A 21,735-nucleotide genomic window follows, 5' to 3' on the forward strand; every position below is an offset into this window, starting at 1 on the left:
TCAGCGCCGGGCGGCGCGGGCGCGCAGGTACTCGCGCACTTCGCGCTGGTCGCCGGCAAACTCGATACGCTCGGCCTTGCTCTGGCGCTGGTAGGCGTACATCGGGTCGTAGTACTCGTTGAGCAGGCCGCTGATCCAGGCTCGGTGCAGGTCCACCTCACCCGTGTGAAGCTGCTCTTGCAACGCTTGCCCGAGTAACGCCGAGAGCCGCTGGTAACGCTCGCCGCCGAGGCGCTTGAGAATGTTGGCCATGCTTTGGATCAGGCGTTCGGCAAACCGCGGCAGGCCGTTTTCATCCCCGTGCAAGGCAACGAACTCGGCACTCAGGTCGATCACGTAATCGCGCAGAATCCGTTCAACGCGGTTGTCAAAGCTGTCTTCCAGCCACACCAGCGGGTAGCGCTGCATGCCCTGGTAAAGCTCCAGCGGCAGCGTGCAACTGCCGACGATACGGCCTTCGTCCTCCAGCACGAACTGCTCGACGCCGCCTGCGCGCTTTTTCAGCACATCGATGGCCAGCTGGTTCTCGAAGTTGATCTGCGCCGGTTGGCCGGTGGCGCGCTTGCCGAAGCTGGAGCCGCGGTGATTGGCATGGCCTTCCAGATCAAGCGCGTTGTCCAACTGTTGCAGCACTTCGGTCTTGCCGGTGCCGGTGAGGCCGCCGATCAGCACGAAGTCACAGTCGGTTACCGCTTGCTGGGTGGTATGAAGCAGGAAATTGCGCATCGCCTTGTAGCCGCCGACCACCTTGGGGTAGTGGATACCGGCTTCAGCCTTGAGCCACTGCTGGGCGATCTGCGAGCGCAGGCCGCCGCGAAAACAGTAGAGGTAACCCTCGGGGTTGGCCCGGGCGAAGGTGGCCCAGGCGGCAATGCGTTGGTCCTTGAGCGGGCCGCTGACCAGTTGATGGCCGAGGGCGATGGCGGCCTGCTGGCCCTGCTGCTTGTAGCAGGTGCCGACCTTTTGCCGTTCGAGGTCGTTCATCAGCGGCAGGTTGATCACGTTGGGGAAGGCGCCCTTGCTGAATTCGACCGGAGCGCGCATGTCCATCATGGCTACATCGTTAAGAAACAGCTGGCGGTAGTCAGTGCAGTTGTCGCGCATCAAAGCACCTCAACTGCATGGCTCTGTCGCTCGACCAGCTCGCCGATCGGCGCCAGGTTCAGGCCCAGTTCGCCGGCCACGGCGAGAAACTCCGCTTCACCCTCTGGCGCTACCGCCACCAGCAGGCCGCCGCTGGTTTGCGGGTCGCACAGCAGGTGCTTTTGCTCGTCACTCAGCGGGGCGATTTTCTCGCCATAACTGTCGAAGTTACGCAGGGTGCCACCCGGCACGCAACCTTCATTCAGGTAGTGCTCGACGCTCGGCAGGCGCGGCACCGCGCTGTAGTTCAGGCGGGCGCTGAGGCCGCTGCCGTCGGCCAGTTCCACCAGGTGGCCGAGCAGGCCGAAGCCGGTGACGTCGGTCATGGCCTTGACCCCGGCCAGCTTGCCGAAGCGGCTGCCCGGGGTGTTCAAGGTGCACATCCAGTCGCGGGCCAGGCCCTTGTCCTGGTCGCGCAGCTTGGCTTTCTTCTCGGCGGTGGTGAGGATGCCGATGCCCAGCGGCTTGGTCAGGTACAGGCGACAGCCGACGGTGGCGGTGTCGTTGCGCTTCATGTGGCGCTTTTGCACCACGCCGGTTACCGCCAGGCCGAAGATCGGCTCGGGGGCATCGATGGAGTGGCCCCCGGCGAGTGGAATACCGGCTTCGGCGCAGACGGCACGACCGCCGCGGATCACTTCGCGGGCCACTTCCGGGGCCAGCACGTTGACCGGCCAGCCAAGAATGGCGATGGCCATCAGCGGGTCACCGCCCATGGCGTAGATGTCGCTGATGGCGTTGGTGGCGGCGATGCGGCCGAAGTCATATGGGTCATCGACGATGGGCATGAAAAAGTCAGTGGTCGAAACCACACCGCGTTCGTCATCGAGGGCGTAGACGGCTGCGTCGTCGCGCGAGGCGTTGCCGACCCAGAGCTTGGGGTCCAGGGCCTGGGTGCCGCTTTCGGCGAGGATCACCTCGAGCATCTTCGGAGAGATCTTGCAGCCACAGCCGGCGCCATGGCTGTACTGGGTCAGGCGAATCGGCTCGCTCATACGCACCTCGAAAATTCGTGAAGGCCCGAGTGTAGCAAAGCTGGTCTTTACGCCGATGCCTCTTATAATTTCCGGGGTGGCCCGTGTGGCCCTTTCCCCGCTATTGAACCGGAGAATCCCCATGCTCAAACGTCCCCTGGCGCTGTTTGCCGGCCTGGTATTGTCGTGCTCGTCCTACCTGGCCATGGCGGCCGACACACTGCGAGTCAGTGCCATCCCTGACGAAGCGCCCACCGAACTGCTGCGCAAGTTCAAGCCATTGGGCGAGTACCTGGAGCAGAAGCTGGGGATGAAGGTCGAGTTCGTGCCGGTGGCCGATTACCCGGCAGTGGTCGAGTCGCTGGTGGCCAACAAGCTGGATCTGGCCTGGCTCGGCGGGTTCACTTTCGTGCAGGTGCACCTCAAGGATCCGACGGCAACGCCCTTGGTGCAGCGTGAGCAGGACGCCAGATTCACCAGCAAATTCATCACTGCCAATCCTGATGTGAAGAGCCTGGCCGACCTCAAGGGCAAGACCTTTGCCTTCGGTTCTGTTTCGTCCACCTCGGGCAGCCTGATGCCGCGCTACTTCATGCTCAAGAATGACAACATCAAGCCGGAGACTTACTTCAGCCGCGTTGCCTATTCCGGGGCTCATGACGCCACTGCCGCCTGGGTCCAGGCCGGCAAGGTCGATGCAGGCGTGCTCAACGCCAGCGTCTGGGACAAACTGGTGGCTGCGGGCAAGGTCGATACCAACAAGGTCAAGGTATTCGCCACAACCCCAAGCTACTACGACTACAACTGGACTGTGCGCGGCAGCCTCGAGCCGGCGCTCAAAGCCAGGATCAAGCAGGCCTTCCTCGACCTTGATCCGGCCAAGCCCGCCGACAAAGCCATCCTCGACCTGCAGGCCGCGAGCCGCTTCATCGAAACCAGCCCGGACAACTACAAGGGCATCGAAGAGGCCGCGCGCGCCGCCGAACTGCTGAAATGACCATCCGTTTGACCGGCGCCAGCCTGCGCCACGGCCAGGTCCAGGCCCTGCACGGCATCGACCTGCAGGTTGGCGCCGGCGAGCGGGTGGCGATCATCGGCCCGTCGGGCGCGGGCAAGTCGAGCTTGCTGCAATTGCTGGGCACGGCCCTTGCGCCCAGCACCGGCACCGTCGAGCTGCTTGACGTAGCGCCCTGGCGCTTGTCGGCCGCTGCACTTCAGCGCTTGCGCGCCCGCATCGCCCTGATCCACCAGGCGCCGCCGTTGCCGCCGCGTCAGCGCGTGGTGACCGCAGTGCTGGCCGGGCGCCTGGGGCAGTGGAGCACCTTGCGCGGGCTGTTCAACCTGCTGTACCCAGCGGATGTTGCCGGGGTGCGCGAAGTGCTGACGACCCTTGGCATGGCCGAGAAGATTTTTGTCCAGTGCGGGCAACTGTCCGGTGGCCAGTTGCAGCGGGTCGGCATCGCCCGGGCGCTGTACCAGCAAGCACAGATAATGCTGGCTGACGAGCCGGTATCGGCCATGGACCCGGTGCTGGCCGAACACAGCCTGAAAACCCTCAGCCAACATGCCGGCGAGCGCGGCGTGACCCTGATCGCCAGCCTGCATGCGGTAGAGCTGGCGTTGGCGCATTTCCCACGGGTGATCGGTATTCGCGAGGGGCGCATCGCCTTTGATCGCCCGGCGGATGAGGTCAGCAGCGACATGCTCGATGCCTTGTATGCCAACGAACAACTGCTGCCGCCGGCGTTACCGCTGCCGGCATTGAACCTGCAGATTCCTCGATGCTGAGGGCTGATCAGCGCGACCCGGCGGCGCTGCCCAGGCTGTTGCTGGGGCTGCTGGCGATAGCCTTGCTGTGGCCGGGCATCCGCCTCAGCGAGCTTAACCCCGGGGTGTTGCTACAGGCCGATAACCGCCGGGAGATGGGCAATTTTGTCAGCGCCTTCTGGCCGCCGGCCCATGATGCGGATTTTCTTCGGCTGCTGTTTGACGCCACCTTGCAGACCCTGGCCGTGGCCACCGCCGGCATGACCCTGGCCTTGCTGCTGGCGATCCCGGCCAGCCTGCTGGCCAGCCGGGCGCTGTCGTTGCGTGCAGCCTCACGGGGCGGGCGCCTGGGCTTCTGGTCGCGCACCTTGCGCCTGCCGGTGCGCGGCCTGTTGATCTTTTTGCGCAGTGTGCCGGAGATCGTCTGGGCACTGCTGTTTGTGCGGGCCGTCGGCCTGGGCCCGACCGCCGGGGTGCTGGCCATCGCCATCACCTACAGCGGCATGCTCGGCAAGGTCTATGCCGAGATTTTCGAATCGGTCGACCAGCGCCCGGCGCATGCCTTGTTGCAGGCCGGCAGCAGCCGCTTGAGCGCGTTCTGCTACGGCATCCTGCCGGCTGCAGCGGCGGAGCTGGTGTCTTACACGGTGTACCGCTGGGAGTGCGCGATCCGCGCCTCGGTGGTGATGGGCTTTGTCGGGGCGGGCGGCCTGGGGCAGCAGATCGACCTGTCGATGCGCATGTTCGCCGGGGCCGAGGTTGCGAGCATGCTGCTGACATTTGTGCTGCTGGTGTGGCTGGCCGACCAGCTCAGCCGCCTGCTGCGCGGGAGGCTGGCATGAGAGCGTTGATCAATACCGCGCTGGTGCTGGCGCTAGTGGTGGCGGTGGCAGGTTCGTTCGCTTACCTGAGCCTTGATCTGCAGGCACTGTTTGGCGATGGCGGGCTAGGGCAGATGGGGGCTTATGCACTGCGATTCCTCAGCCCAGACCTGAGCCCCGAGCACCTGCGGGCGGTCGTCAAGGGCGCACTGGAAACCCTGGCGATGTCGGGCCTGGGCACCTTGCTTGCGGTGCTGCTCGGCCTGGTGCAGGCCTTACCTGCCGCCGGGCGTTTTGGCTGGCCGCTGCAAGGCGTGGCGCGCTTGCTGCTCAACGCCCTGCGAGCGATTCCGGAGCTGGTGTGGGCGGCTTTGACCGTCCTGGCCGCAGGCCTCGGGCCCAATGCCGGCACCCTGGCCCTGGCCTTGCACACCTCGGGCGTACTTGGCCGGCTGTTCGCCGAAGCGCTGGAAAACGCCCCGCCAGAACCTGCCGCGGCCATTCGCCTGCAAGGCGGCAGCCAGGTTATTGCGTTCTGCTTCGGCACCTTGCCCAACCTCTGGCCGCAGCTGCTGGCCTACAGCCTGTACCGCTGGGAGAACAACATCCGCATGGCCAGCGTGCTGGGTTTCGTCGGCGCCGGTGGCCTGGGGCAGATGCTCTACACCACCCTGAGCCTGTTCCAGGAATCCCAGGCCAGCACGGTGATCATCGCCATGCTGGTGCTGGTATTGCTGGTCGATGCCTTGAGCGATGTGCTCAGGCAGCGCTTTGTGCGGGCCTGAAACCTGCGCATTGCTCAGGGTTTGGGCAGATCATGACTGGCCCATTCCAGGTAGCGGATGATCCGCTGCTTGAAATGCAGGTGATCGCGCACCACGATCAGGCCGAACCACAGCACCAGCAACACGGCGAAGGTCAGCAGGATCACCAGGTTGCCTTTGCCGAACGCCCACAGCTCAGTCAGCTTGGCCTTCTCGGCGGCGATGGTGGCGAGGAAGGTCATGATCGCCACGAACATCGCGTTCTGGGTCAGGTTCAACGACTTGGGCGGGTTCTCGGAGATCTTCGCAAACGCCGCAATCTCGCCAGCCTGGTCCGCATTGATAGCGTTCTGCTCAAGCATCTGCAGGAAGTGCGCGTAGCGCAGGTAGCTGTCGCGCTGCAGCAGCGGCTGGCTGGCAATGGCGTGGCGTTGATACAGGCTTTTGAACTGCTCGGCGACAAAGTACTCGCGGGCCAGCAACAGCGCCCACATGCACAGGCTGGTGCTGAGCATGACCGTGACCGGGCCCAGCGGGTGCTGTTGCACGCTAAAGGACGCGCCGACCACCAGGATGGTTGCCAGCACCACCAGCCAGGTCGGCAACAGGTGCGGGGCCAGCGGATTGTTGCGGATGGCGTGCCAATAGTTCGGACGGCTGCGTTTGTAGAGCTGCAGCATTTCGCTCCATTGTTGAAACATCGTTACCTCATGGGCAGGTGCTTACCATGAGGATAACGGCCGCGCCGGGGAAATCATCACTGGGTTTTGGTTGGTGCGTTCTTAGGGAGCGCTCGTAATCAGTGGCCCTGGCACATACGAGGGATTGTGCTTGAGAAATGGACTACGCGAAACAGCGAAGCAGCAGTACCCAGCAACCTTTTTCTTAGTGTCATTGTGCGATCTTCAGGCACCTGCATGCCCGGGGATGTGAAGTCCGTCGGTGGCCAGGTTTCCGAGATGCGCATCGATGTGGGCGCGGGTTGTCGGGTGTACTTCACGGTTCGGGACGGGATGGTCATTGTTTTGTTGGCAGGGGGTGACAAGTCATCTCAATCTGCTGATATCCAACTAGCCAGGAAGTTGGCCAAGGAAATCTGATATGAGCTTGTCACTCACCACCTTTGATATGGCAGCCTTGCTCGATAGTGATGAAGCTATCAGCGAGTACCTTTCCCAAGTTCTGGCGGATGGAGATCATGACGAACTGATACGTGCCCTTGGCCATATCGCCAAGGCGCGCGGCATGAGTCAGATTGCAAGCGCAAGTGGGTTGGGGCGCGAGAGTCTGTACAAGGCATTAACCCCGGGTGCGAAGCCTCGTTTTGATACTGTACTGAAGGTCATTCGAGCGTTAGGGATTGATCTTCTGGCTCATCCTCACACTTCCTCGAGGCTCTGAGCCGCTCGTACTCCACTCGGGTTAGTGGGCAGATTCGCCAACCAGCTCCCCACGCTGCGCATCTCGCTGCATCGACTCCAGATTTCTTTCAATGGTTTCACAAATCGCATCCATCTGAATCTGGTGCTCGATCGGCTACAGCGCCTGCTTCATCTGCACCAGCGCCACCCGGGTATTGCCGGGGCCCTGGCGCTCCTCGATGGCAAAAGGTTTAAAGCCCAGCTGTGGATACAGCAGCAGCCCGGCGGTGTTGCTGTTGAAACACGACACCTGCACCTCGCGGGCCTCGAACTGGTTGCGTGCCAGCTCGATCATGCTCTGCACCAGAAAACGCGCCACGCCATGACCGCGCGCGGCGGGAGTCACCACCACGTTGCCGAGGGCGCACATGCCGCCATGCTCGGCCTTGTAGAAGTTGGCAAAGGCCACCAGCGTACCGTCGCCCTCGACCACAGTGGAGCCGCTGCGCTGGGCGATGGCCTCGCTCAATTGCGCGGGTGTCAGCGGGTACGTAGCTTTGGGGAACATGTAGAACAGCTCGTCCGGGCCTTGGGGGAAGCAGCAGATGGCAGCGATGTCCTGGGGCTGGACGGGGCGGTGGGTCAGTTGCATGGCGCGACTCGATCAGCAAATGAGGGGAACGGTGATCCTACACACTTCGACAAAGCTGGTAATGGAATCCCCACGCTGCGCCAGGGTCCACCTTGATAAGGTGCCCTTCGGCTGCATCGACCCACAAGGAGCAACATCATGAAAGCACTTCTGTTCACTGCCGCTCTGGCAACAGCGGGCCTGGCCCAGGCCCAGACCGTGGAAATGGCCCTGGTGGGCGCCGACGGCAGCGCCAAACCGGTCGGTACCATTACCCTTGAGCAGAACAAGTACGGCACTTTGCTCACGCCTGACCTGCGCGACTTGCCGCCGGGCGTACACGGCTTTCACCTGCACGAAAACCCCTCCTGCGCACCGGCCACCGCCGACGGCAAGGCCACCCCGGCAGGTGCTGCGGGCGGGCATTGGGACCCGCAACAGAGTAAAAAACACCTGGGCCCGTACGACGATGCCGGGCACAAGGGCGACTTGCCCGCCCTGTATGTCAGCGCCGACGGCACCGCCCGCTACCCGGTCCTGGCCCCGCGCCTGAAGGCCGACGAGTTCAAGGGCCATGCGCTGATGGTGCATGGCGGCGGCGATAACCACAGCGATCACCCGCAGGTGTTGGGTGGTGGTGGGGCGCGGATTGCGTGTGGGGTGGTGCAATAAGGGGCTATCCACTGCGCAATGCGCTAGGCCTGCACGTGTTGCAATAACGGACTTTCACTGAGGTGCATCATGATCTGCAAAAACGCCATGCGTCCGGTACACCCAGGGGAAGTCCTGCGCGAAGATTTTCAGAGTGAGATGGGTGTTAGTGTCGCCGCTTTGGCTCGCGCGTTGGGCGTGTCTGCCTCTGCGATAAATGCGGTTCTTTCTCGGCGTCGCGGCGTTTCGGCAGACATGGCATTGCGCCTCGCCACTTGCCTGGATACCACGCCGGAGCTCTGGCTCAACCTGCAGACGGCGTTTGACCTGCGCACGGCCGAGTTGAATCACGGCGATGAGATCCACCGGCAAGTGCAGCGCCTGGTGGCTTGTGCTTGAATTGCCGGGCACAAAAAAACCGACCCTAGGGTCGGTTTCTTTTTGCGTTTGGTGCCCGAGGGAGACTCGAAGACTAGCCTTCAACCCCTGAGATTACTGATCGTTCTGGATTTTCCGTTATCGGCTACTCACTTTCCTACTCACAATTTGCTGTGAGTGAAAGGCCTCTAATCCATTTGAACAGCGGTAGGCTGAAGCGCCTTGCAGCAGTCGCGGACGTGCACCGCCAGGTCAATCAAATCGCTGCGCAGGACTCCAACTGTATCGGCTTCATGGCCGTAGCGGGCGGTGGTAAAGAATTCGTCGTACTCGGCCAACCCAGCCACCAAATCGACCCCGTCGTTCATAGCCGCTGACTGGTCCAAAATTTCCTTGCGCCAGTCCGCTGAAATTTTGTTGTTAAAGATTTTGGTGAGAGGGTGTCCATGAGCTGTGCCCAGCGCACCCCCGTAGATCGTGATGCCGTTCATCTCCGCTATTGCAACGCTCTGATCCTTTGCGGTGAATGCCTTCAGGTAGATTTCAATGGCCAGCGCTGCTAACACGCAGGCTGGTCGGAACAGCTCAAGGTTCGTCCGCGACTCTCGTGTCAGAATCAAGGCGGAATCGAGGTAGCTATCAGCGCTTTCGATTACCGCGACGCTGGGCAAGGGTAGGCTGGGCATAGGCTCATCTTCATTGGTTGGCGGATCGCGACGTATATCATGCGTTTCTGGTAATGGGAAAATTTCTACATGTTGGCGCTGCGATCGCCCGTCTCATCATCCTTTGGTCCACGGTTCGAGTCCGTGTGGGCCAACCAACAGAATCAATGGCTTACGCCTAACCAGCGTAAGCCATTTGCGTTTTTCGACTGCAGCTTTCCCATTCCTTCCCCGTTTCCCCGAAATCACCCGGCGACCTTAGCAACCAGAGCGTATCCTGGTGCAAGGGGCAGGGGCCAAGGTCCCGCTGGCCACTCCGCAGACATTGCTAGGAATCAGTCGTGACGATGGGGCGTCAAAAAGTGCCCGCGCTCCGGTGTGTGCTTCCCGATGGTATGGCGGTAATTCTCAAATAGACGACGGCCACGCAAGCCTTGTCAGAGGCTCCCTGTCAGACCTTTTTTGTGCCAATCTGTCGGCATATTGAGGAGCTGACTCGAAAGGCGAGAGCGCAATGCACCAATACTTTATTAACCTCGAATTAGTTCCAACCTCTTGCATAACCAAGATCATCACCGGTGGCCTATTGCCTAAAAATGGGATGATATGGGAATTCACCAACGAGATTAAACCTGTAGATCTGTATTGTTACCTACATGCAAAGTATGGGAAGCCGAACGGAGTTCAAACGCTTTTAAAAAGCAACGACTCAGACAACCTTATTCATTGGGACTGGACGTTTGCTAATGAGCACGGTCTGATAACTGTGATGGGAATGAATTTTAGAACTGAAGTCCATTTAATGGGCGACTACAAAGACAGAGGACTGTCCCTTGAAATGTTTATCCAGCAGATAAAGGCCGACTTTGTTAATCATGGCAAAGATATGAGTATCTTTAAGAAGTCGCTTGAAAAATGGACGCAATTTGTAAACCCGCACCACAGAATTCGCCGAGCAGTTGGTGAAAGTTTTAGACAGCTAGACGCTCTAAACCTAAATCCATCGGCAGACAGATTTGCCAGCCCGAAAACCTTAGATGAGTCAAATGAATTCCGTGATCGATGGCTAGCCTTAAGCGCAAGATACAGTGCTGGCGTTGGACTGGTTTTTGGTCTAAGAGCGATGCTTCCCGTCCTGGCTGAGTCCTTTATAAATTTCCTCATTTTTTTATTAGCCAAGCCAGAAATTAAAAGCAATGAGAGACTGTTTAATTCTACTGTTAGGCAGGCAATCGATATACGCGTGCAATCATTGCACTTAAACTGCTTGGGCTTTCAAAAGCCAATCGACTACACCGCAACTGAGTGCAAGCAGTTTCATACACTCATGAATGACCGCAACGACCTACTCCATGGAAACGTTGAGGTTAATAAACTATCTATTGGTGATATTTATTTTCAAGATAAAACCCCGCTATTTATAGAGTATGATGACATATGGAGCGTTTCGATAGGCGCGTCTATGAACTCGGTCCGATTTGCCACAGTTCACAGTGACCATAAAACAGTAGAAACATTCATCGAATATATAATTGGGCACTTGGATAGCAACGTGGCCGCTGAAATTCGGCACCTCATGACTATTTCTCATCTCGGTTTTAACTCCGCGACTGGTCGACTTGGGGTGTTGATCCCGGAGTCGATTGCGGACTTCCGCACTTACCATTCAGCTGAAATCAAAGAATAATACTTGCCCAGCGGCGCATCTCTATCGCACCGCTGGATGTTTTTATAGCTAGTTATTTGGTATCCCCAGCTTAGCATTGCCGCTGTCTGCATTTTCTTGAAGCATTTTCAGCCAACCAATCCTATCAGCAGGAATTCCAAGCTCAACTAACGCCTCCTCGTTTTCAGAAAATTCATACTTCTTGTCGCCAAGTATGCAGTAACACAGCTTATAAGTCTCAAGCATAGTGGACTGCAAGTTTATTAACTCAACTGATATTCGATAGAGAGAGGTTTCGTCCTCTGCCTCGAGGAGCTTATTCAAACCCTTGTTAATGGTTTCGACATATCGAAATACCAGCTTTATCCAATAGCGCTGATCAACGCTGAAGGAGTGCGCAATTTCTGCATAATATTTATCCAGCAAAGGCAAGCTCACCGCAGAAATTAGGTTGTGCCCCGTCGGCCTTTTTTTGGTTGCCAAGGGTTCGCAATGCTCCATCAAGCTTGCTATAGACTGGTGACAGATATTCATTAATTCATGACAATCTTCTTCGCAACAGTCTTTTTTCTTTATTTTCGTCTTGGCCTCTTTTCGGGATGTTGAAAAAAAATTTAGGCCAAACGCTAATCCGGCACCGATCACTGTACCTACTAAAGGAAGATACTTGTCCATCGATGACTTAGTGGATGTGCTTTGAATATAACTGAGGCATTGGGAAAACGTGTCAATATCCATGTTTCCAAGCGTCCTTGAGGAGATAGGGCAGTATGCCATGACAACGGCGAGATCCTAGTCTTCCAGAAACGTGGCATATTAGAAATCCGTCGCAGCAAAACTCTGACAGTTCACTCGTCTGACCCGGGCTATGGGGTGTCCTCAAAACTGAGTCCCCCCATACCCCGAATTACGGGTATGTAACGTGACCCTGGCTCACTTTAAGCCTTGTCCTGAGCCACGATTGATGCCGAGATGATCGCCCCACCCCAGCGGCGATGACCGATGCAGATTGGGACAAGGTTTCCGCTGGCGGTGGTGTTCTTGGCGCTGCCGAAGGCATACGACGGCAGGTTCTCAGGTGCGGCGCTTTGGGACAGGCCCGTTGCTTGGGGACTGAGCATCTGGAGGACGCCGCCCGCTACCAAAGCAATGCCAGGGCCTGTGGTCGCGCCGCCCGTTAGCGGAGTCATGACAATCAAGACTGCGCCGACGATTATCTGCAGTAGACCGGCCCGCTTGCTCCCTTGAATGACAGGGATGATACGCACCTCTTTAGCCCCGCAGCGGGCAAACTCCTCCGCCCCAACGTTCTTCCGGTTCCTGAAAATCGCGAACCGCATGCCGAGCGCCTCAAGGCGCTTAATCTCCTGCTCAAACCCTTTCAACGTTGCCTTTAAGGCACGGAACACCTCCCAGGTGTTCCGGCCATCCAACAAATAATCTTTCTTGCGGAAGAACTTCCGAATCAGCGGCCCTGACAAGTACACAGTGGTCATTTCTGGGGCACTACGAACGACTGCGGCCATCGTGATTTCTCCTATGCACCTGCGGCGCCTGGTTTGGGGATTTCGACGCCGATCAACTCGGCAAGGATCATCCGGGCGGCCATCGCATCCTCTCGGATGGCCTTCTCGCGTCGTGGATCAGGGTTCCAGGCCGCACAGTGGAAGGTCACTTCCGCACGGGCGCACTTGCGCTCTGGTGTTGCTTGCCAAAGCTCTGTCGCTATCCGGGCCTCTTCCTCAGTGAAGTAAGGGCCGTCGAAGTCTTGACGTCCCCCCTTCACAATGTCGCTCACGTTCCAGACCTTGTAGCCAGCCACCATTGTTGGGTGCCCTTCAAAGTCTGTGCTCATACATGCCGCTGTGAAACGATCTTGATAGGCGCTCATAGATTGGTCGTCTCCGGGTGTTAACGCGTCAGTGTGAAAACGTTAACTTTTCGAGGTTAAAGGTGTTAACTCAATTAACACTCCTTGAGGCGCTTGGCTGGCCTCTACGCCGCTGTTTCCGGGGCTTCCAGCCCCATGCACTTTCGGCATGGTGTTAACGTCGGATTAACATTTTTTGTTAAAGCAGGAAAAAATCTGTGCGTGGGGTCGGAGGCGGTCTAGGTCAGCGGACCTTCCAGACTTTCGACCCGCCCCCCCTCAGTAGTCCGGCGCTTTGTAAGGCGGCGCCGACCGAATCTGCTCCAGCGCTTCTGCTGCGCTCAGGCCGCTGGCCAACAGGCGATCGATCTCTTTGCTCAACCGCTCACGCTCTTCCATCTGGCGCAGCAGGGCACGGCTGTGAGCGATCTGGTTGAGCGCTCGTTGAATGGGCTTGGATAGTTGGGGATGGCTCATGGTCTTCTCCGGTGTGAATGAAAAGGCCCGCGAGTGCGGGCCAGTGCCAGATCACCCCACAAGGAAAAGGCAGGGCTCTGGCTGCTGCGGTTATGGGTTACGTGGCACTCACAGCTAACCCACGCTTGCGCTTACGGAGTCGGCGCACCGGTCAGCGTCACCAGGCGAGTGGCGGTAGGAGCGAACACCGCCAGGCCGGCGCGCAGCTCGGCCAGAATGGTCACCAGGTTGCGGCGGAAGTTGTCACCGTCGTGGCGGCTGGCCTCGACAGTTACCTGCTGACGGTCCAGCAGCGCGGCGGTGGTGGTGTCGAGGATCAGCGCTTTGCCCTGCGGCATGCCGTTGGTGACCACAACAGGTGTACCCCACAGGCTAGGCGGCGCGGGATCGCGTGGCGTGCCTATCACATACTGGCCATCACCATCCTCGGCCCGCTCGCTCTCGATGGCGAACCAGTCACGTGGGTTCATCACGATAACGTTCGGATTCCAGCCTTCGGCCTTGAGGTCAGTGAGCGCGGCGCCGATGCGGTCAACTGGCTGGCCGGTGGTGATCCCTGCGGCAGTGGCCTGGGCGTTAAAGCCGAGGATCTCGCCATCGCCGCCAGCGCCGGTGATCAGTTCAGCCTCCAGCTTCTGACGCACCCCCACGCCCAGCAGCAGATCCACTTGGCCACTGAGCTGGTCATTGTCCTGAAGCACCTGCAGGCTTGCTGGAATCCAGGTGGCGATGGTGGCGATCTCGGCGCGCACCGGCTTACCCGCCACTTCACCCTCGGCCTTCTCGTCGCCTTCTTTCTTCTGGTAGGCCGCACCATTAAGGTAGCCATCGAGGCGGATGAACTCCTAGGTGGCGCTGGTCACCGGGATGACTGGCAGCACGTCGAGCAAGGTGAGGCGCGGCTGGGGAATGCCACGGATGCCAGCACCGTCACGCTGTGGTGCGGTTGGATAGCTGGTGGAATCGGCACCGCCCTTGTTCGGGTTGGTGATCGCCGCGCGGATGCCCACCTCGCAATTGATTTGCCCGGTGGACTTCTGGCGACCATTGCGCATTTCGCCTACGCCGTCTGCTTCGAGAACGCTAGCAGTGACGACGTTGCGATCAGTGCCGCCGCTTGGGGCTGCGCTGCCGTGGCGGCCAGAGGCGAGCTTCTGCTCGGTTTCCAGCAAGCGGGCGTTGAGCTCGGCCTGCTTGGTGTTGACGCCCTCTTTGAACTCGGTGATCTGCGCACCGATCTTGGTGATGGCTTGGTTCAGCTGGCTGACGTCCTGCTGATACGGGTCTGGCATAGGATTCTCCGGGGTGTTGAGTTGATGTCCTCTACCCTATGCGCGCACGCACACCCCGGTCAGCGGTTAACTTCGACGTCCTCAGTCGGTATCCGTCGCAAAGCGCACTATGTCGGCGATTTTGTAGAACCTACGGTTGCCCCGGCGTATGAATGGCAGTGGCGAACGACCCTCAGCAGCCAGGCGGCGCAGGTAGCTGGGGGCATATCCCAGCAGGTCTGCCGTGGCCGGCTCAGGCACCAGGCCACCAATCAGCGGGGTGATGCCGGCCTGGGCCAACCGCTGGGTAACGTCCTGTTCAACGTTGACCATGATTTACATGCTCCTCTGTGATGCATCCTGAATTTCGCTAGAGGCCGCGTAATCTGTGGCCTGTGTCGGATTCTGTGAAATTGCGTATCTCGGGTATGTCTCGCCTGTGAGTGCGCTCAACCCGAGCCCGTCTAAATGGTCGTGCCAGCGTTCGAGGGCTTGGCGCTTTAGCGCTTCGGCGGTGGTGTGAATGTAGGTCGCGTCCATGTTGCGTAGGGCGTGGTTCACCAGCATCTCGCCCACCAGGTAATCCACGCCCAAGTCCATCCAGCAGGTGCGGGCGACCTTGCGCACGTCGTGGCTGGTCCACTGGCGGTCGCTCAGTTCGGCAAACACCTGGCTCGCTGCCGTGGCACCCAGTGGCCCACGCCGGCTGGCCGGGAACAGGTAGGCGCCTTGGTAGCCCTGGGCGGCCTGCTGGGCCTGATAGCGGCTCAACAGCGCACAGGCCTGGCGGGTGAGTGGCAGGGTGTGGTTCTGCTTGGTCTTGGTGTCGTCGGCGGGGATGAACCACTGGCCCGCCTGCAGATCGACGTTGCGCCACAGCGCGTTACGTGTCTCGCCCAAGCGGGTGCCGTGGCACAGCATCATCAGCGCCAGCAGGGCGTCACCGGGCCGCGCCTCGCTCCAGCCTGCCAGCTTGGCCAACAGATCGGGCAAGCCTCGCTCCCGCAGTCGTGACGACTTCGGCTTGATCCGCACTGCAACGAAATCCCCGAAGCGCAGCGAGCCCATGGGGTTCTGCTCGATCATCCCGAGCCGGTGGGCCTTGCGCATGGCCACTGCCAGCACGTTGAACACCAGGCGCACGAACGACAGGGCATAGCGCTCCTGCAGTGGCCACATCAGCCGTTGGTCGAGCGTGGCCTTACTCACCTCGGCCAGCGGCAAGTCATGCAGCCGCGGCACCAGGTGGCAGGTGATGGCCGATTTCGCACCGGCCTTGCGCTTGGCCGACAAGTTGCGGTCGCGCAGCATGCGATCCAGATACCAGTCCAGCAGCTCACCGGTACGGCTCCAGGTGCTCGTCAGCGAGGTGGCCTCGACGTCTGCGGCACGGCGCCCCAGGATGGCCGGAAGCGCGGTCAGCATGGCTTTGGTGGTCAAGCTGGGGAAGTCACCGGCCTTGCCCCATTTCCCCCTGACAACAACGTGCCAGGCGCCCCGGGTACGGTCGACGGTGGAGTACCGAAATCGCAGCTCGGGGTAACGCGGGTCACGCAACTGGCGCACCGGCTGGCCCGCCTGCTTGCGGATCTCTGCGTCAGTGAATGTGACGTGTTTAGTAGTCATGCTTGCTCCTCAAACTGAGGGTGTCGTTTCACCGAACCTGGCGAGGTGATCCGAATCGGACCAAATGAGCCGATTCGGCTCAGGGCGCCACTGTGTAGAAAGCAACACACCGTGGCGTTTCCTACACAGTGGCGAACGTGGTCGGGCGATCCGGTACAGTGGGAAAATCCCGTATTTTGCCAAAGCGCGAATTCCCGCCCACCTCGTCGAGCGCTCGCCAGGTGTTCACTGAGCCTCGTCACGGTCCCACCTCCGCACCTGGCCAGCGCAAACGGACGTCGGCCAGCGCTTCGTCGCGGGTGATCGGCTCACTGATCATGGTGAACGGTCGGCACCCAGGCACCAGCACCGTCCAGTTGCAGCGGCGTTCCAGACCGTCATTCGCGGCCAGTTCCGCCAGCAGCGTCAGCCGGTTAGCTTTGACGTACTTGCGCACATCGTCGGTCAGCTTTGAGGCGGGGGAGATCCGCACCCGCATACCTTGCTTCTTTGCGGAAAATCCACGTTCCAGCAGGTAGTCGAGCGCGGCCATCACAGGTCCTCCGCGTCATCATCCAGCGATGGAAGCGACGCGCCAACCGGCAGCGGATCTTCCTGCTGATTCTCCCACTCGTGCCCATTTTCCTTACTCGTGCCCACGCCAGAGGATGGGCACGAGTAGGATTCTGAGGGCACGAGTGGTTGAAAGGGCGCGAATGAGCCACCCGCTTGGGGTAATGACCAGAACGACTTCACGTCCTTTTTGTTGCCGGTTCTGGCGGTGACAACAGACAGCTTTTCCCTGGCTCGGCGGATCTGTTTTTCGGTGTATCCATTGCGCCTCATCAGGGCTTTTGCTTCATTACTTTCGAGTGGGTTGTCCTTTAAGATTCGGTATAGGCAGTCGCTGGGATCATCTAGGTCTTGTGACTCCTCATCACTGGATGCCTCCGCTTCTCCCAAGATCTCCCGGGCACTACCTTCGATGGCTGCGCCCCACACCACGCGAGTGGCTTCGATCCCATCTCCGATGTCACATGGCTCGATGGTGTAGGAGACACCTCCCTCGTCAGCGCCTATGTTCGACTTCGCTCGCGCCAGCACGCGTTGGTCGGAGTTTTCCTGCTTGGCAGCTACCAGTACTGTGCGCGCCAGTGCCGAGAACGCTTGCGAGCCAATAACTCGATCAGCAGGCGACGAGCCAGCGCCACCCTTGGCGAAGTGGGAGATTCCCACTACGGCGCAATGGTTCTGCTCGGCGAAGTCCACCACACCTTGCAGCGCCCGACGCACGTCATTGGCTTTGTGCATGTCACCCTTCACCGCGCTGACGATGGGGTCGAGCATGAGAAGCGACACACCGCCAATCTCGCTGGCCGTTTCACGCAAACGGACAATGTCGTTAGCTGGGTCGAATGGATCGGCGTCGCCCCTGGCGTTCGTGAGCCCCTGGATGATGTAGACGCGGCTCATGTCAGCGCCAGCCGCGGTCAAGCGGGGGATCAGCGTATCGGCTGGATCATCCTCACTCGACCAGATGAGTGCATTACCCGGCTCGCTACAGGGGCTGCCATCTGGCCAGCGTCCACCAGTGGTGAGGGTGGCGATTAGACCGATCAGCAGCGTGGTCTTCCCGGTGCCGCCAGCGCCGGCGAGGATGTGCAGCTTTCCTTTGGCCAGCCAGCCAGGCCACAGCCAGCGGATGGGAACGGCCTTGATTGTCGACGCCTTAACCGCATTGACGCGCCATAAGGGAGTTACGTTTTCACGATTGATGGGGCTCAGAGGCTCAGTCCATTCTTGTGCAAAGCGATCTGTAGTCATTTGACCCCCAGGCGCAGCTTGGCAAGGTTGAAGCGCGCCAGGTCGTCACCCTCCAACTTCCCTTGTCGCTGGAGAGGGTGGCCGATCCGATAAACCATGCGCTCATGTTCAATCGCCGCCTTACTTGGGCCTCGCCGCGGTTGTTTATCGCTGGGAAACAAGTCTCGCAAGTCCAGACCAATTGCCGAGACAATTTCTTTTGTTGTGCATCCGGCCCAGCATTTGAGCAAGACGACACCGTCTGAAGTTTCGCTAATTGCCAAACTGGGATGCTTGTCATTGTGTGCGGGGCAGCATGCTTTCCACTTGTTGGCGCCAGCAGACTTAACTTTGTCTAATCGGTTAAGCACTTTATCCAGGCAAGCCGAGCCCGTCGGCGCATGTGCACCGTTTTGGATGTTCATGGTTATGCTCCGGGTTTGACTTCGGACAAATGGAGAGTCGCGGCAGCGCCAGTGTCGGACAAGTTGCTGACTAGACTGCCTAGGCTCTCTAGGAGCCAGCCTATATCGGTTACCGCCACAGGGCTAAGGCCGGTTTCACCGTTGGACGCTGTACAAGCCAACAAATGGCCTATGCCTGATATCCCATGCGCGAGTACCGACACACAGGTTTCAGTCGCCTGCTCTGTCGCTTTAAGCTGACCGGGAGTCATGTTCTTTAGCGCTTCGTGGCGTGGTAGGAGATCGTTCCAGCAGCTCATTGCACACCCCCGACTTCGTTCGCGCTGTAGCTATAGCCGACATACCGGTGCCGCCAGCAAAAGTTCTGCGAGCCGAGTTTGACGTTATCGAGTTGCGCGTAAAGGTCTTTCGAGATCGGATGCTGCTGACCAAGAGCCGGGATAATCATCGCCGTAAGGATACATTCGAGCTTTTTGAACGCCTCCCTAGCCTGGTTTTGGTGATGGCATTCGAAATCGGCGAGAACGGCCGGCTCCAGCACTGTCTGCTTCGGACCACGGATCATTGCTCACCTCCTTGGGCTTCCAGGGCGCGAGCTTGATCCATGTGATGGTTGTAGCGCTTCAAACGGACGGACAGGGACGAGTTTGCGCGAAGGGCGCTGAGGGCCATCTTTCGGTGGGCAAGGGCGCGGATTTTGGACGGAATGAGGGCGGTCATGGTTGTAGCTCCTTGATTTGGGGAGCTGCCACGGATCGTCGCCAAACGATTTAGGGTGGCAGCTGTACGCAGGTTGGCGAACCGGGAATCAAGGAACCCGGCAGACCCGAAGGTCTCCCGCGCACAGCCACCATAAAGCCGAATGCTGGGCACAAAAAAAGCGCCAGATTCAGTTGGGGCGCTTATGCGCCTTGATTTGTACGGGTCGCCAAACCCGGTCGCTGAATTTGCAGCGACAACCGGACGATACAGCGAGCGTTGGATGGGTGCAAGTCTTACTCGTGCCCATTTTTCCCACTCGTGCCCATCCCTGTGCGTGGGCACGAGTGAGAAATTTGGGCACGAGTAAGGAGAAAGGGCATCAGTGAAGGCGGGGTAGGTCATCACGCCACCTCGCCACGGCTGGCTGCGATCTGCTCATCGCACCAGGTGTGAATCTCGGCCTCGATCCACACGACGCACTTCGGGCCGAGCGTGACTTGCTTGGGGAAAGCGCCATTGGCGATACGGCGGTAAATCTCGGTGCAGGACAGGCCGGTGATCGACTCAACGTCTTGGCGCTTGATGAAGCGGCGAGCGGGTAGGGTGGTATTGGCAGGGGTGGCCATCGTCTGCGCCTCCTTGGGCGGTTTCGGTAATCGACGATGGCAATGCTGGCGGGTGGTGATCGGAGAGTCACTGCAACTGCAAAAATCAGTTTTGCAGTTGCAATTGCAGTCAGTCTTTCGCTGCCCTTGCTTCGATCAGCTTGCGGTTGGCCTGCGAGAACATTTTCTCAAGATTGCTTTTGCTCAAACCGCGAAGATCATACCCATCAAGTATTTCTTCTATTAGTGAGGATTGATTACGGTTTTTGGATTCTGTACTTGTAACTACTTCAATTATCGCCCCAAGAGCCAGTATTGAAGATGGTGATTCTGGCTTGTGCATAGGTAGAGTAGAGGGTAGTAGAAACTTGTCGCTGGGGGTTAAAGGCATGTTGTATAGGCGGTTAGGATAGTTGCCACCTAAATTTTCGAGAGGCTTATGTTCTACCGGCTCACTCCAAGAGTCATTATTAGCATTCGCAGCTAGGTCATAAATTTCTTTGGGGTAGAATCTTGCGTCGTCTAGTTGAGGCCCTGTTGCTCTGTCGTCGCTTATGAGTTCGCCGGTTTCGGTGCTTCGGAGCGCGTAGAAATTCAAAGCTTCATCCACTAAAATATAGGAGGAGCCCTCATTGCCTATAGCTAAGTTGAATAATGGTGCGTCGATATATGAGCACTCACCAAATTTTTCCCCCAAAGATGTGCTGAGTGTTAGATTGGGCATTTCAGCGTCATCGCTGTTGTAGAAAAAATCTACTCTGAATAGTTCTGCTGAGCATGGTATGTTGGCGTGAAGACAACCTTCTAGTACTAGGTCTCTGATGTCATCTACGCTAACCTTTTGATCTATCAGTCTAGAAAGTAGATCTGCGGCCTCCGTAATGGAGATAAGTCTTTTAAACTTACTGAGTTTGCTCATCAGGAAGCGCTCCGAATAGATACTATGTTCGCGCCAGCGCACAGCGCGTCAATCTCATCTGCCCAGTTCTGCATCATTTCCCTTCGCTGCTCCAGATAGTGCGCATGGTTGTACGTGTCGCGGATTGAGTCTTGATCGCCGTGTGCCAGTTGTCGCTCGATCCAGTCGCGGTTGTAGCCCCGGGTGTTGAGGCTGGTACTCAGCATATGGCGGAAGCCGTGGCCAGTCTGACGCCCCTCGTAACCCATAGTGGAGAGCGCCTTATTCACCGTGTTCTCGCTCATTGGCCTGGACCGATCATTGCGGCCAGGGAAGGCGAGGGGATAGGAGCCGGTCAGCTCATGCAGGGCACGCAGCAGAACCACGGCCTGACGTGGGAGCGGGACGATGTGAGGGCGCCGTGCCTTCATCCGTGCTGCAGGGATCGTCCAGGTAGCTGACTCCAGGTCGAACTCGTCCCAGGGTGCCAGCCGCAGCTCACCGGGTCGCACTGCTGTCAGCAGTAGCAGGCGAATGGCGATCTTGCTGGTGATATCGCACTGGGCCGCGTCCAGTTTCTCCAGCAGCTCGGGCAGTTCGCCTTCTGATACGTGCGGATGGTGGCGAGTGCGCGGGGCGTGCGCGGCTACCACGTCCAGATCGGTGGCGGGGTTGCCGGGTACCACGCCCTTGGCCAAGCCGAAACGAAATATCTGGCTCAGCCACTGGCGAACCTTACGGGCGACGTTAAATGCCTCGCGCCGCTCGATCTTGCGCACCAGGTCGACCAGCTCAGGGCGTTGCACCTCAGCAGCGGGCCGTTTGCCAATCACCGGGAATATGTCCGACTCCAGATACTGCAGCGCTTTCGATGCGGTGGCTGGCGCCCATCGTGGCTGGTTGTAGTCGTACCATTCCCGCGCCAGAACTTCGAACGTCAGCACCAGGGCAGCAGCAGCGGCCTTTTCCTGCTGTTTATGTGCGCTTGGGTCTATGTCCTGGGCCAGCAATTTTCGCGCGGCATCCCGGCGCTCGCGTGCCTGGGCAAGTGTCACAGCGGGATAGGCGCCCAGGCCCAGCATCTTGGCCTTGCCCTCGAATCGGTAGCGAAGGCGCCATTGCTTCCCGCCAGCGGTCGTAACTTCAAGGCAAAGGCCTTGGGCGTCAGCGAGGCGATAGAGCTTGTCGCGGGGTTTGGCGGTGCGGATGGCGGTATCTGTGAGCGCCACGGCTATTCCCTTGCAGTGCCGAACCGCGT

At 59.1% G+C, this 21,735-nt stretch carries 29 protein-coding genes and 1 pseudogene; 9 read left to right on the forward strand and 21 right to left on the reverse strand.

Annotated features, from left to right (window positions below; all coding sequences use genetic code 11):
- Both mnmH and selD read right to left on the reverse strand, forming a co-directional pair.
- Nucleotides 1-1,104: a tRNA 2-selenouridine(34) synthase MnmH gene (mnmH, locus tag ABIE20_RS03080; RefSeq protein ID WP_429502703.1), complete on the reverse strand. Its 1,104-nt coding sequence runs from the start codon at nucleotides 1,102-1,104 to the stop codon at nucleotides 1-3.
- A complete protein-coding gene (selD, locus tag ABIE20_RS03085) occupies nucleotides 1,104-2,138 on the reverse strand; it encodes a selenide, water dikinase SelD (protein WP_429502705.1) in 1,035 nt (344 codons plus the stop codon). Before selD ends, mnmH begins: the two co-directional genes overlap by 1 nt.
- A gap of 121 nt (nucleotides 2,139-2,259) precedes the next feature.
- Here selD and ABIE20_RS03090 point away from each other — a divergent pair, with 121 nt between their 5' ends.
- From ABIE20_RS03090 to phnE, 4 genes are read left to right on the forward strand one after another with little or no spacing between them, the layout of a single operon-like run.
- Nucleotides 2,260-3,114 carry a putative selenate ABC transporter substrate-binding protein gene (locus ABIE20_RS03090; RefSeq protein WP_429502707.1) on the forward strand — a complete coding sequence of 285 codons (855 nt, stop codon included), beginning with the start codon at nucleotides 2,260-2,262 and terminating at the stop codon, nucleotides 3,112-3,114.
- The gene (locus tag ABIE20_RS03095; RefSeq protein ID WP_429502709.1) at nucleotides 3,111-3,905 is read left to right on the forward strand and encodes a phosphonate ABC transporter ATP-binding protein; all 795 of its coding nucleotides are present in this window, start codon (nucleotides 3,111-3,113) and stop codon (nucleotides 3,903-3,905) included. The genes ABIE20_RS03090 and ABIE20_RS03095 overlap by 4 nt, the downstream gene beginning before the upstream one ends.
- Nucleotides 3,899-4,726: a PhnE/PtxC family ABC transporter permease gene (locus ABIE20_RS03100; protein ID WP_429502711.1), complete on the forward strand. Its 828-nt coding sequence runs from the start codon at nucleotides 3,899-3,901 to the stop codon at nucleotides 4,724-4,726. Before ABIE20_RS03095 ends, ABIE20_RS03100 begins: the two co-directional genes overlap by 7 nt.
- Nucleotides 4,723-5,490: a phosphonate ABC transporter, permease protein PhnE gene (phnE, locus tag ABIE20_RS03105; RefSeq protein WP_429502713.1), complete on the forward strand. Its 768-nt coding sequence runs from the start codon at nucleotides 4,723-4,725 to the stop codon at nucleotides 5,488-5,490. The genes ABIE20_RS03100 and phnE overlap by 4 nt, the downstream gene beginning before the upstream one ends.
- A gap of 14 nt (nucleotides 5,491-5,504) precedes the next feature.
- Here phnE and ABIE20_RS03110 read toward each other — a convergent pair whose 3' ends face one another.
- Nucleotides 5,505-6,170, reverse strand: coding sequence for a hypothetical protein (locus ABIE20_RS03110; RefSeq protein WP_429502715.1), 666 nt, complete (start codon nucleotides 6,168-6,170; stop codon nucleotides 5,505-5,507).
- 222 nt (nucleotides 6,171-6,392) lie between these two features.
- Between ABIE20_RS03110 and ABIE20_RS03115 the strand changes: the two are divergent.
- Nucleotides 6,393-6,569 (forward strand): annotated as a pseudogene (locus ABIE20_RS03115) (type II toxin-antitoxin system RelE/ParE family toxin); the annotation flags it as partial.
- A 1-nt stretch (nucleotide 6,570) separates the two neighbouring features.
- Entirely contained in the window at nucleotides 6,571-6,870 is a 300-nt protein-coding gene (locus tag ABIE20_RS03120) for an addiction module antidote protein (protein ID WP_045196178.1), read from the forward strand.
- Between the two features lie 135 nt (nucleotides 6,871-7,005).
- Here the strand turns inward: ABIE20_RS03120 and ABIE20_RS03125 are convergent, their stop codons facing one another.
- Entirely contained in the window at nucleotides 7,006-7,482 is a 477-nt protein-coding gene (locus ABIE20_RS03125) for an N-acetyltransferase family protein (protein WP_429502717.1), read from the reverse strand.
- Nucleotides 7,483-7,620: 138 nt separating this feature from the next.
- On the opposite strand from ABIE20_RS03125, the gene sodC reads away from it, so the two are divergent.
- Both sodC and ABIE20_RS03135 read left to right on the forward strand, forming a co-directional pair.
- Nucleotides 7,621-8,133, forward strand: a complete 513-nt coding sequence (gene sodC, locus ABIE20_RS03130; RefSeq protein WP_429502719.1) for a superoxide dismutase [Cu-Zn] SodC — start codon at nucleotides 7,621-7,623, stop codon at nucleotides 8,131-8,133.
- 72 nt (nucleotides 8,134-8,205) lie between these two features.
- A complete protein-coding gene (locus ABIE20_RS03135; RefSeq protein ID WP_429503010.1) occupies nucleotides 8,206-8,511 on the forward strand; it encodes a HigA family addiction module antitoxin in 306 nt (101 codons plus the stop codon).
- Nucleotides 8,512-8,678: 167 nt separating this feature from the next.
- Here ABIE20_RS03135 and ABIE20_RS03140 read toward each other — a convergent pair whose 3' ends face one another.
- A complete protein-coding gene (locus tag ABIE20_RS03140) occupies nucleotides 8,679-9,176 on the reverse strand; it encodes a hypothetical protein (RefSeq protein ID WP_426428313.1) in 498 nt (165 codons plus the stop codon).
- Between the two features lie 493 nt (nucleotides 9,177-9,669).
- On the opposite strand from ABIE20_RS03140, the gene ABIE20_RS03145 reads away from it, so the two are divergent.
- A complete protein-coding gene (locus ABIE20_RS03145) occupies nucleotides 9,670-10,842 on the forward strand; it encodes a hypothetical protein (protein WP_429502721.1) in 1,173 nt (390 codons plus the stop codon).
- A 48-nt stretch (nucleotides 10,843-10,890) separates the two neighbouring features.
- On the opposite strand, the gene ABIE20_RS03150 is transcribed toward ABIE20_RS03145, so the two are convergent.
- The 16 genes from ABIE20_RS03150 to ABIE20_RS03225 form a co-directional block, all read right to left on the reverse strand.
- Nucleotides 10,891-11,559 (reverse strand): hypothetical protein, encoded by a 669-nt coding sequence (locus ABIE20_RS03150; protein WP_429502722.1) that lies wholly within the window; start codon nucleotides 11,557-11,559, stop codon nucleotides 10,891-10,893.
- Between the two features lie 200 nt (nucleotides 11,560-11,759).
- The gene (locus ABIE20_RS03155; RefSeq protein WP_429502724.1) at nucleotides 11,760-12,347 is read right to left on the reverse strand and encodes a tail assembly protein; all 588 of its coding nucleotides are present in this window, start codon (nucleotides 12,345-12,347) and stop codon (nucleotides 11,760-11,762) included.
- An 11-nt stretch (nucleotides 12,348-12,358) separates the two neighbouring features.
- On the reverse strand, nucleotides 12,359-12,712 hold the full coding sequence (locus ABIE20_RS03160) for a hypothetical protein (RefSeq protein ID WP_429502726.1): 354 nt from the start codon (nucleotides 12,710-12,712) through the stop codon (nucleotides 12,359-12,361).
- A gap of 258 nt (nucleotides 12,713-12,970) precedes the next feature.
- A complete protein-coding gene (locus tag ABIE20_RS03165; protein WP_429502728.1) occupies nucleotides 12,971-13,168 on the reverse strand; it encodes a hypothetical protein in 198 nt (65 codons plus the stop codon).
- Between the two features lie 131 nt (nucleotides 13,169-13,299).
- The gene (locus ABIE20_RS03170) at nucleotides 13,300-14,007 is read right to left on the reverse strand and encodes a phage major capsid protein (protein ID WP_429503012.1); all 708 of its coding nucleotides are present in this window, start codon (nucleotides 14,005-14,007) and stop codon (nucleotides 13,300-13,302) included.
- Nucleotides 14,008-14,013: 6 nt separating this feature from the next.
- The gene (locus ABIE20_RS03175) at nucleotides 14,014-14,460 is read right to left on the reverse strand and encodes a hypothetical protein (protein ID WP_429502730.1); all 447 of its coding nucleotides are present in this window, start codon (nucleotides 14,458-14,460) and stop codon (nucleotides 14,014-14,016) included.
- Between the two features lie 81 nt (nucleotides 14,461-14,541).
- Entirely contained in the window at nucleotides 14,542-14,772 is a 231-nt protein-coding gene (locus tag ABIE20_RS03180) for a helix-turn-helix domain-containing protein (protein ID WP_224372439.1), read from the reverse strand.
- Between the two features lie 3 nt (nucleotides 14,773-14,775).
- On the reverse strand, nucleotides 14,776-16,065 hold the full coding sequence (locus tag ABIE20_RS03185; RefSeq protein WP_429502733.1) for a tyrosine-type recombinase/integrase: 1,290 nt from the start codon (nucleotides 16,063-16,065) through the stop codon (nucleotides 14,776-14,778).
- 238 nt (nucleotides 16,066-16,303) lie between these two features.
- The gene (locus ABIE20_RS03190) at nucleotides 16,304-16,597 is read right to left on the reverse strand and encodes a hypothetical protein (RefSeq protein WP_429502735.1); all 294 of its coding nucleotides are present in this window, start codon (nucleotides 16,595-16,597) and stop codon (nucleotides 16,304-16,306) included.
- Nucleotides 16,597-17,868: an AAA family ATPase gene (locus tag ABIE20_RS03195; RefSeq protein ID WP_429502737.1), complete on the reverse strand. Its 1,272-nt coding sequence runs from the start codon at nucleotides 17,866-17,868 to the stop codon at nucleotides 16,597-16,599. Before ABIE20_RS03195 ends, ABIE20_RS03190 begins: the two co-directional genes overlap by 1 nt.
- Entirely contained in the window at nucleotides 17,865-18,272 is a 408-nt protein-coding gene (locus tag ABIE20_RS03200; RefSeq protein ID WP_429502739.1) for a virulence-associated protein E, read from the reverse strand. Before ABIE20_RS03200 ends, ABIE20_RS03195 begins: the two co-directional genes overlap by 4 nt.
- 295 nt (nucleotides 18,273-18,567) lie before the next feature.
- Nucleotides 18,568-18,837 carry a hypothetical protein gene (locus tag ABIE20_RS03205; protein WP_186661799.1) on the reverse strand — a complete coding sequence of 90 codons (270 nt, stop codon included), beginning with the start codon at nucleotides 18,835-18,837 and terminating at the stop codon, nucleotides 18,568-18,570.
- Complete coding sequence (locus ABIE20_RS03210) at nucleotides 18,834-18,992, reverse strand: hypothetical protein (RefSeq protein WP_186661797.1); 159 nt, start codon at nucleotides 18,990-18,992, stop codon at nucleotides 18,834-18,836. Before ABIE20_RS03210 ends, ABIE20_RS03205 begins: the two co-directional genes overlap by 4 nt.
- A 383-nt stretch (nucleotides 18,993-19,375) precedes the next feature.
- The gene (locus tag ABIE20_RS03215) at nucleotides 19,376-19,600 is read right to left on the reverse strand and encodes a helix-turn-helix transcriptional regulator (protein WP_429502742.1); all 225 of its coding nucleotides are present in this window, start codon (nucleotides 19,598-19,600) and stop codon (nucleotides 19,376-19,378) included.
- A gap of 109 nt (nucleotides 19,601-19,709) precedes the next feature.
- Nucleotides 19,710-20,498, reverse strand: a complete 789-nt coding sequence (locus tag ABIE20_RS03220) for a hypothetical protein (RefSeq protein WP_429502744.1) — start codon at nucleotides 20,496-20,498, stop codon at nucleotides 19,710-19,712.
- The gene (locus ABIE20_RS03225; protein ID WP_429502746.1) at nucleotides 20,498-21,706 is read right to left on the reverse strand and encodes a tyrosine-type recombinase/integrase; all 1,209 of its coding nucleotides are present in this window, start codon (nucleotides 21,704-21,706) and stop codon (nucleotides 20,498-20,500) included. The genes ABIE20_RS03220 and ABIE20_RS03225 overlap by 1 nt, the downstream gene beginning before the upstream one ends.
- Between the last annotated feature and the right edge of the window lie 29 nt (nucleotides 21,707-21,735).

The sequence above is a fragment of the Pseudomonas sp. 2835 genome (assembly GCF_050435905.1).
In the GTDB taxonomy this organism is placed as follows: Bacteria; Pseudomonadota; Gammaproteobacteria; order Pseudomonadales; family Pseudomonadaceae; genus Aquipseudomonas.

Bases quoted from the DNA above. Each gene is read 5' to 3' on its own strand.
- ABIE20_RS03095 (WP_429502709.1), top strand. From the start codon at position 3,111: ATGACCATCCGTTTGACCGGCGCCAGCCTGCGCCACGGCCAGGTCCAG.
- ABIE20_RS03090 (WP_429502707.1), top strand. From the start codon at position 2,260: ATGCTCAAACGTCCCCTGGCGCTGTTTGCCGGCCTGGTATTGTCGTGC.
- ABIE20_RS03110 (WP_429502715.1), bottom strand. From the start codon at position 6,170: ATGTTTCAACAATGGAGCGAAATGCTGCAGCTCTACAAACGCAGCCGT.
- ABIE20_RS03200 (WP_429502739.1), bottom strand. From the start codon at position 18,272: ATGAACATCCAAAACGGTGCACATGCGCCGACGGGCTCGGCTTGCCTG.
- ABIE20_RS03175 (WP_429502730.1), bottom strand. From the start codon at position 14,460: ATGCCAGACCCGTATCAGCAGGACGTCAGCCAGCTGAACCAAGCCATC.
- ABIE20_RS03140 (WP_426428313.1), bottom strand. From the start codon at position 9,176: ATGCCCAGCCTACCCTTGCCCAGCGTCGCGGTAATCGAAAGCGCTGAT.
- ABIE20_RS03185 (WP_429502733.1), bottom strand. From the start codon at position 16,065: ATGACTACTAAACACGTCACATTCACTGACGCAGAGATCCGCAAGCAG.
- ABIE20_RS03215 (WP_429502742.1), bottom strand. From the start codon at position 19,600: ATGGCCACCCCTGCCAATACCACCCTACCCGCTCGCCGCTTCATCAAG.
- ABIE20_RS03210 (WP_186661797.1), bottom strand. From the start codon at position 18,992: ATGACCGCCCTCATTCCGTCCAAAATCCGCGCCCTTGCCCACCGAAAG.
- ABIE20_RS03150 (WP_429502722.1), bottom strand. From the start codon at position 11,559: ATGGATATTGACACGTTTTCCCAATGCCTCAGTTATATTCAAAGCACA.
- phnE (WP_429502713.1), top strand. From the start codon at position 4,723: ATGAGAGCGTTGATCAATACCGCGCTGGTGCTGGCGCTAGTGGTGGCG.
- ABIE20_RS03155 (WP_429502724.1), bottom strand. From the start codon at position 12,347: ATGGCCGCAGTCGTTCGTAGTGCCCCAGAAATGACCACTGTGTACTTG.
- ABIE20_RS03145 (WP_429502721.1), top strand. From the start codon at position 9,670: ATGCACCAATACTTTATTAACCTCGAATTAGTTCCAACCTCTTGCATA.
- ABIE20_RS03220 (WP_429502744.1), bottom strand. From the start codon at position 20,498: ATGAGCAAACTCAGTAAGTTTAAAAGACTTATCTCCATTACGGAGGCC.
- ABIE20_RS03165 (WP_429502728.1), bottom strand. From the start codon at position 13,168: ATGAGCCATCCCCAACTATCCAAGCCCATTCAACGAGCGCTCAACCAG.
- ABIE20_RS03120 (WP_045196178.1), top strand. From the start codon at position 6,571: ATGAGCTTGTCACTCACCACCTTTGATATGGCAGCCTTGCTCGATAGT.
- selD (WP_429502705.1), bottom strand. From the start codon at position 2,138: ATGAGCGAGCCGATTCGCCTGACCCAGTACAGCCATGGCGCCGGCTGT.
- ABIE20_RS03195 (WP_429502737.1), bottom strand. From the start codon at position 17,868: ATGACTACAGATCGCTTTGCACAAGAATGGACTGAGCCTCTGAGCCCC.
- ABIE20_RS03205 (WP_186661799.1), bottom strand. From the start codon at position 18,837: ATGATCCGTGGTCCGAAGCAGACAGTGCTGGAGCCGGCCGTTCTCGCC.
- ABIE20_RS03190 (WP_429502735.1), bottom strand. From the start codon at position 16,597: ATGGCCGCGCTCGACTACCTGCTGGAACGTGGATTTTCCGCAAAGAAG.
- ABIE20_RS03180 (WP_224372439.1), bottom strand. From the start codon at position 14,772: ATGGTCAACGTTGAACAGGACGTTACCCAGCGGTTGGCCCAGGCCGGC.
- ABIE20_RS03160 (WP_429502726.1), bottom strand. From the start codon at position 12,712: ATGAGCGCCTATCAAGATCGTTTCACAGCGGCATGTATGAGCACAGAC.
- sodC (WP_429502719.1), top strand. From the start codon at position 7,621: ATGAAAGCACTTCTGTTCACTGCCGCTCTGGCAACAGCGGGCCTGGCC.
- ABIE20_RS03100 (WP_429502711.1), top strand. From the start codon at position 3,899: ATGCTGAGGGCTGATCAGCGCGACCCGGCGGCGCTGCCCAGGCTGTTG.
- ABIE20_RS03125 (WP_429502717.1), bottom strand. From the start codon at position 7,482: ATGCAACTGACCCACCGCCCCGTCCAGCCCCAGGACATCGCTGCCATC.
- mnmH (WP_429502703.1), bottom strand. From the start codon at position 1,104: ATGCGCGACAACTGCACTGACTACCGCCAGCTGTTTCTTAACGATGTA.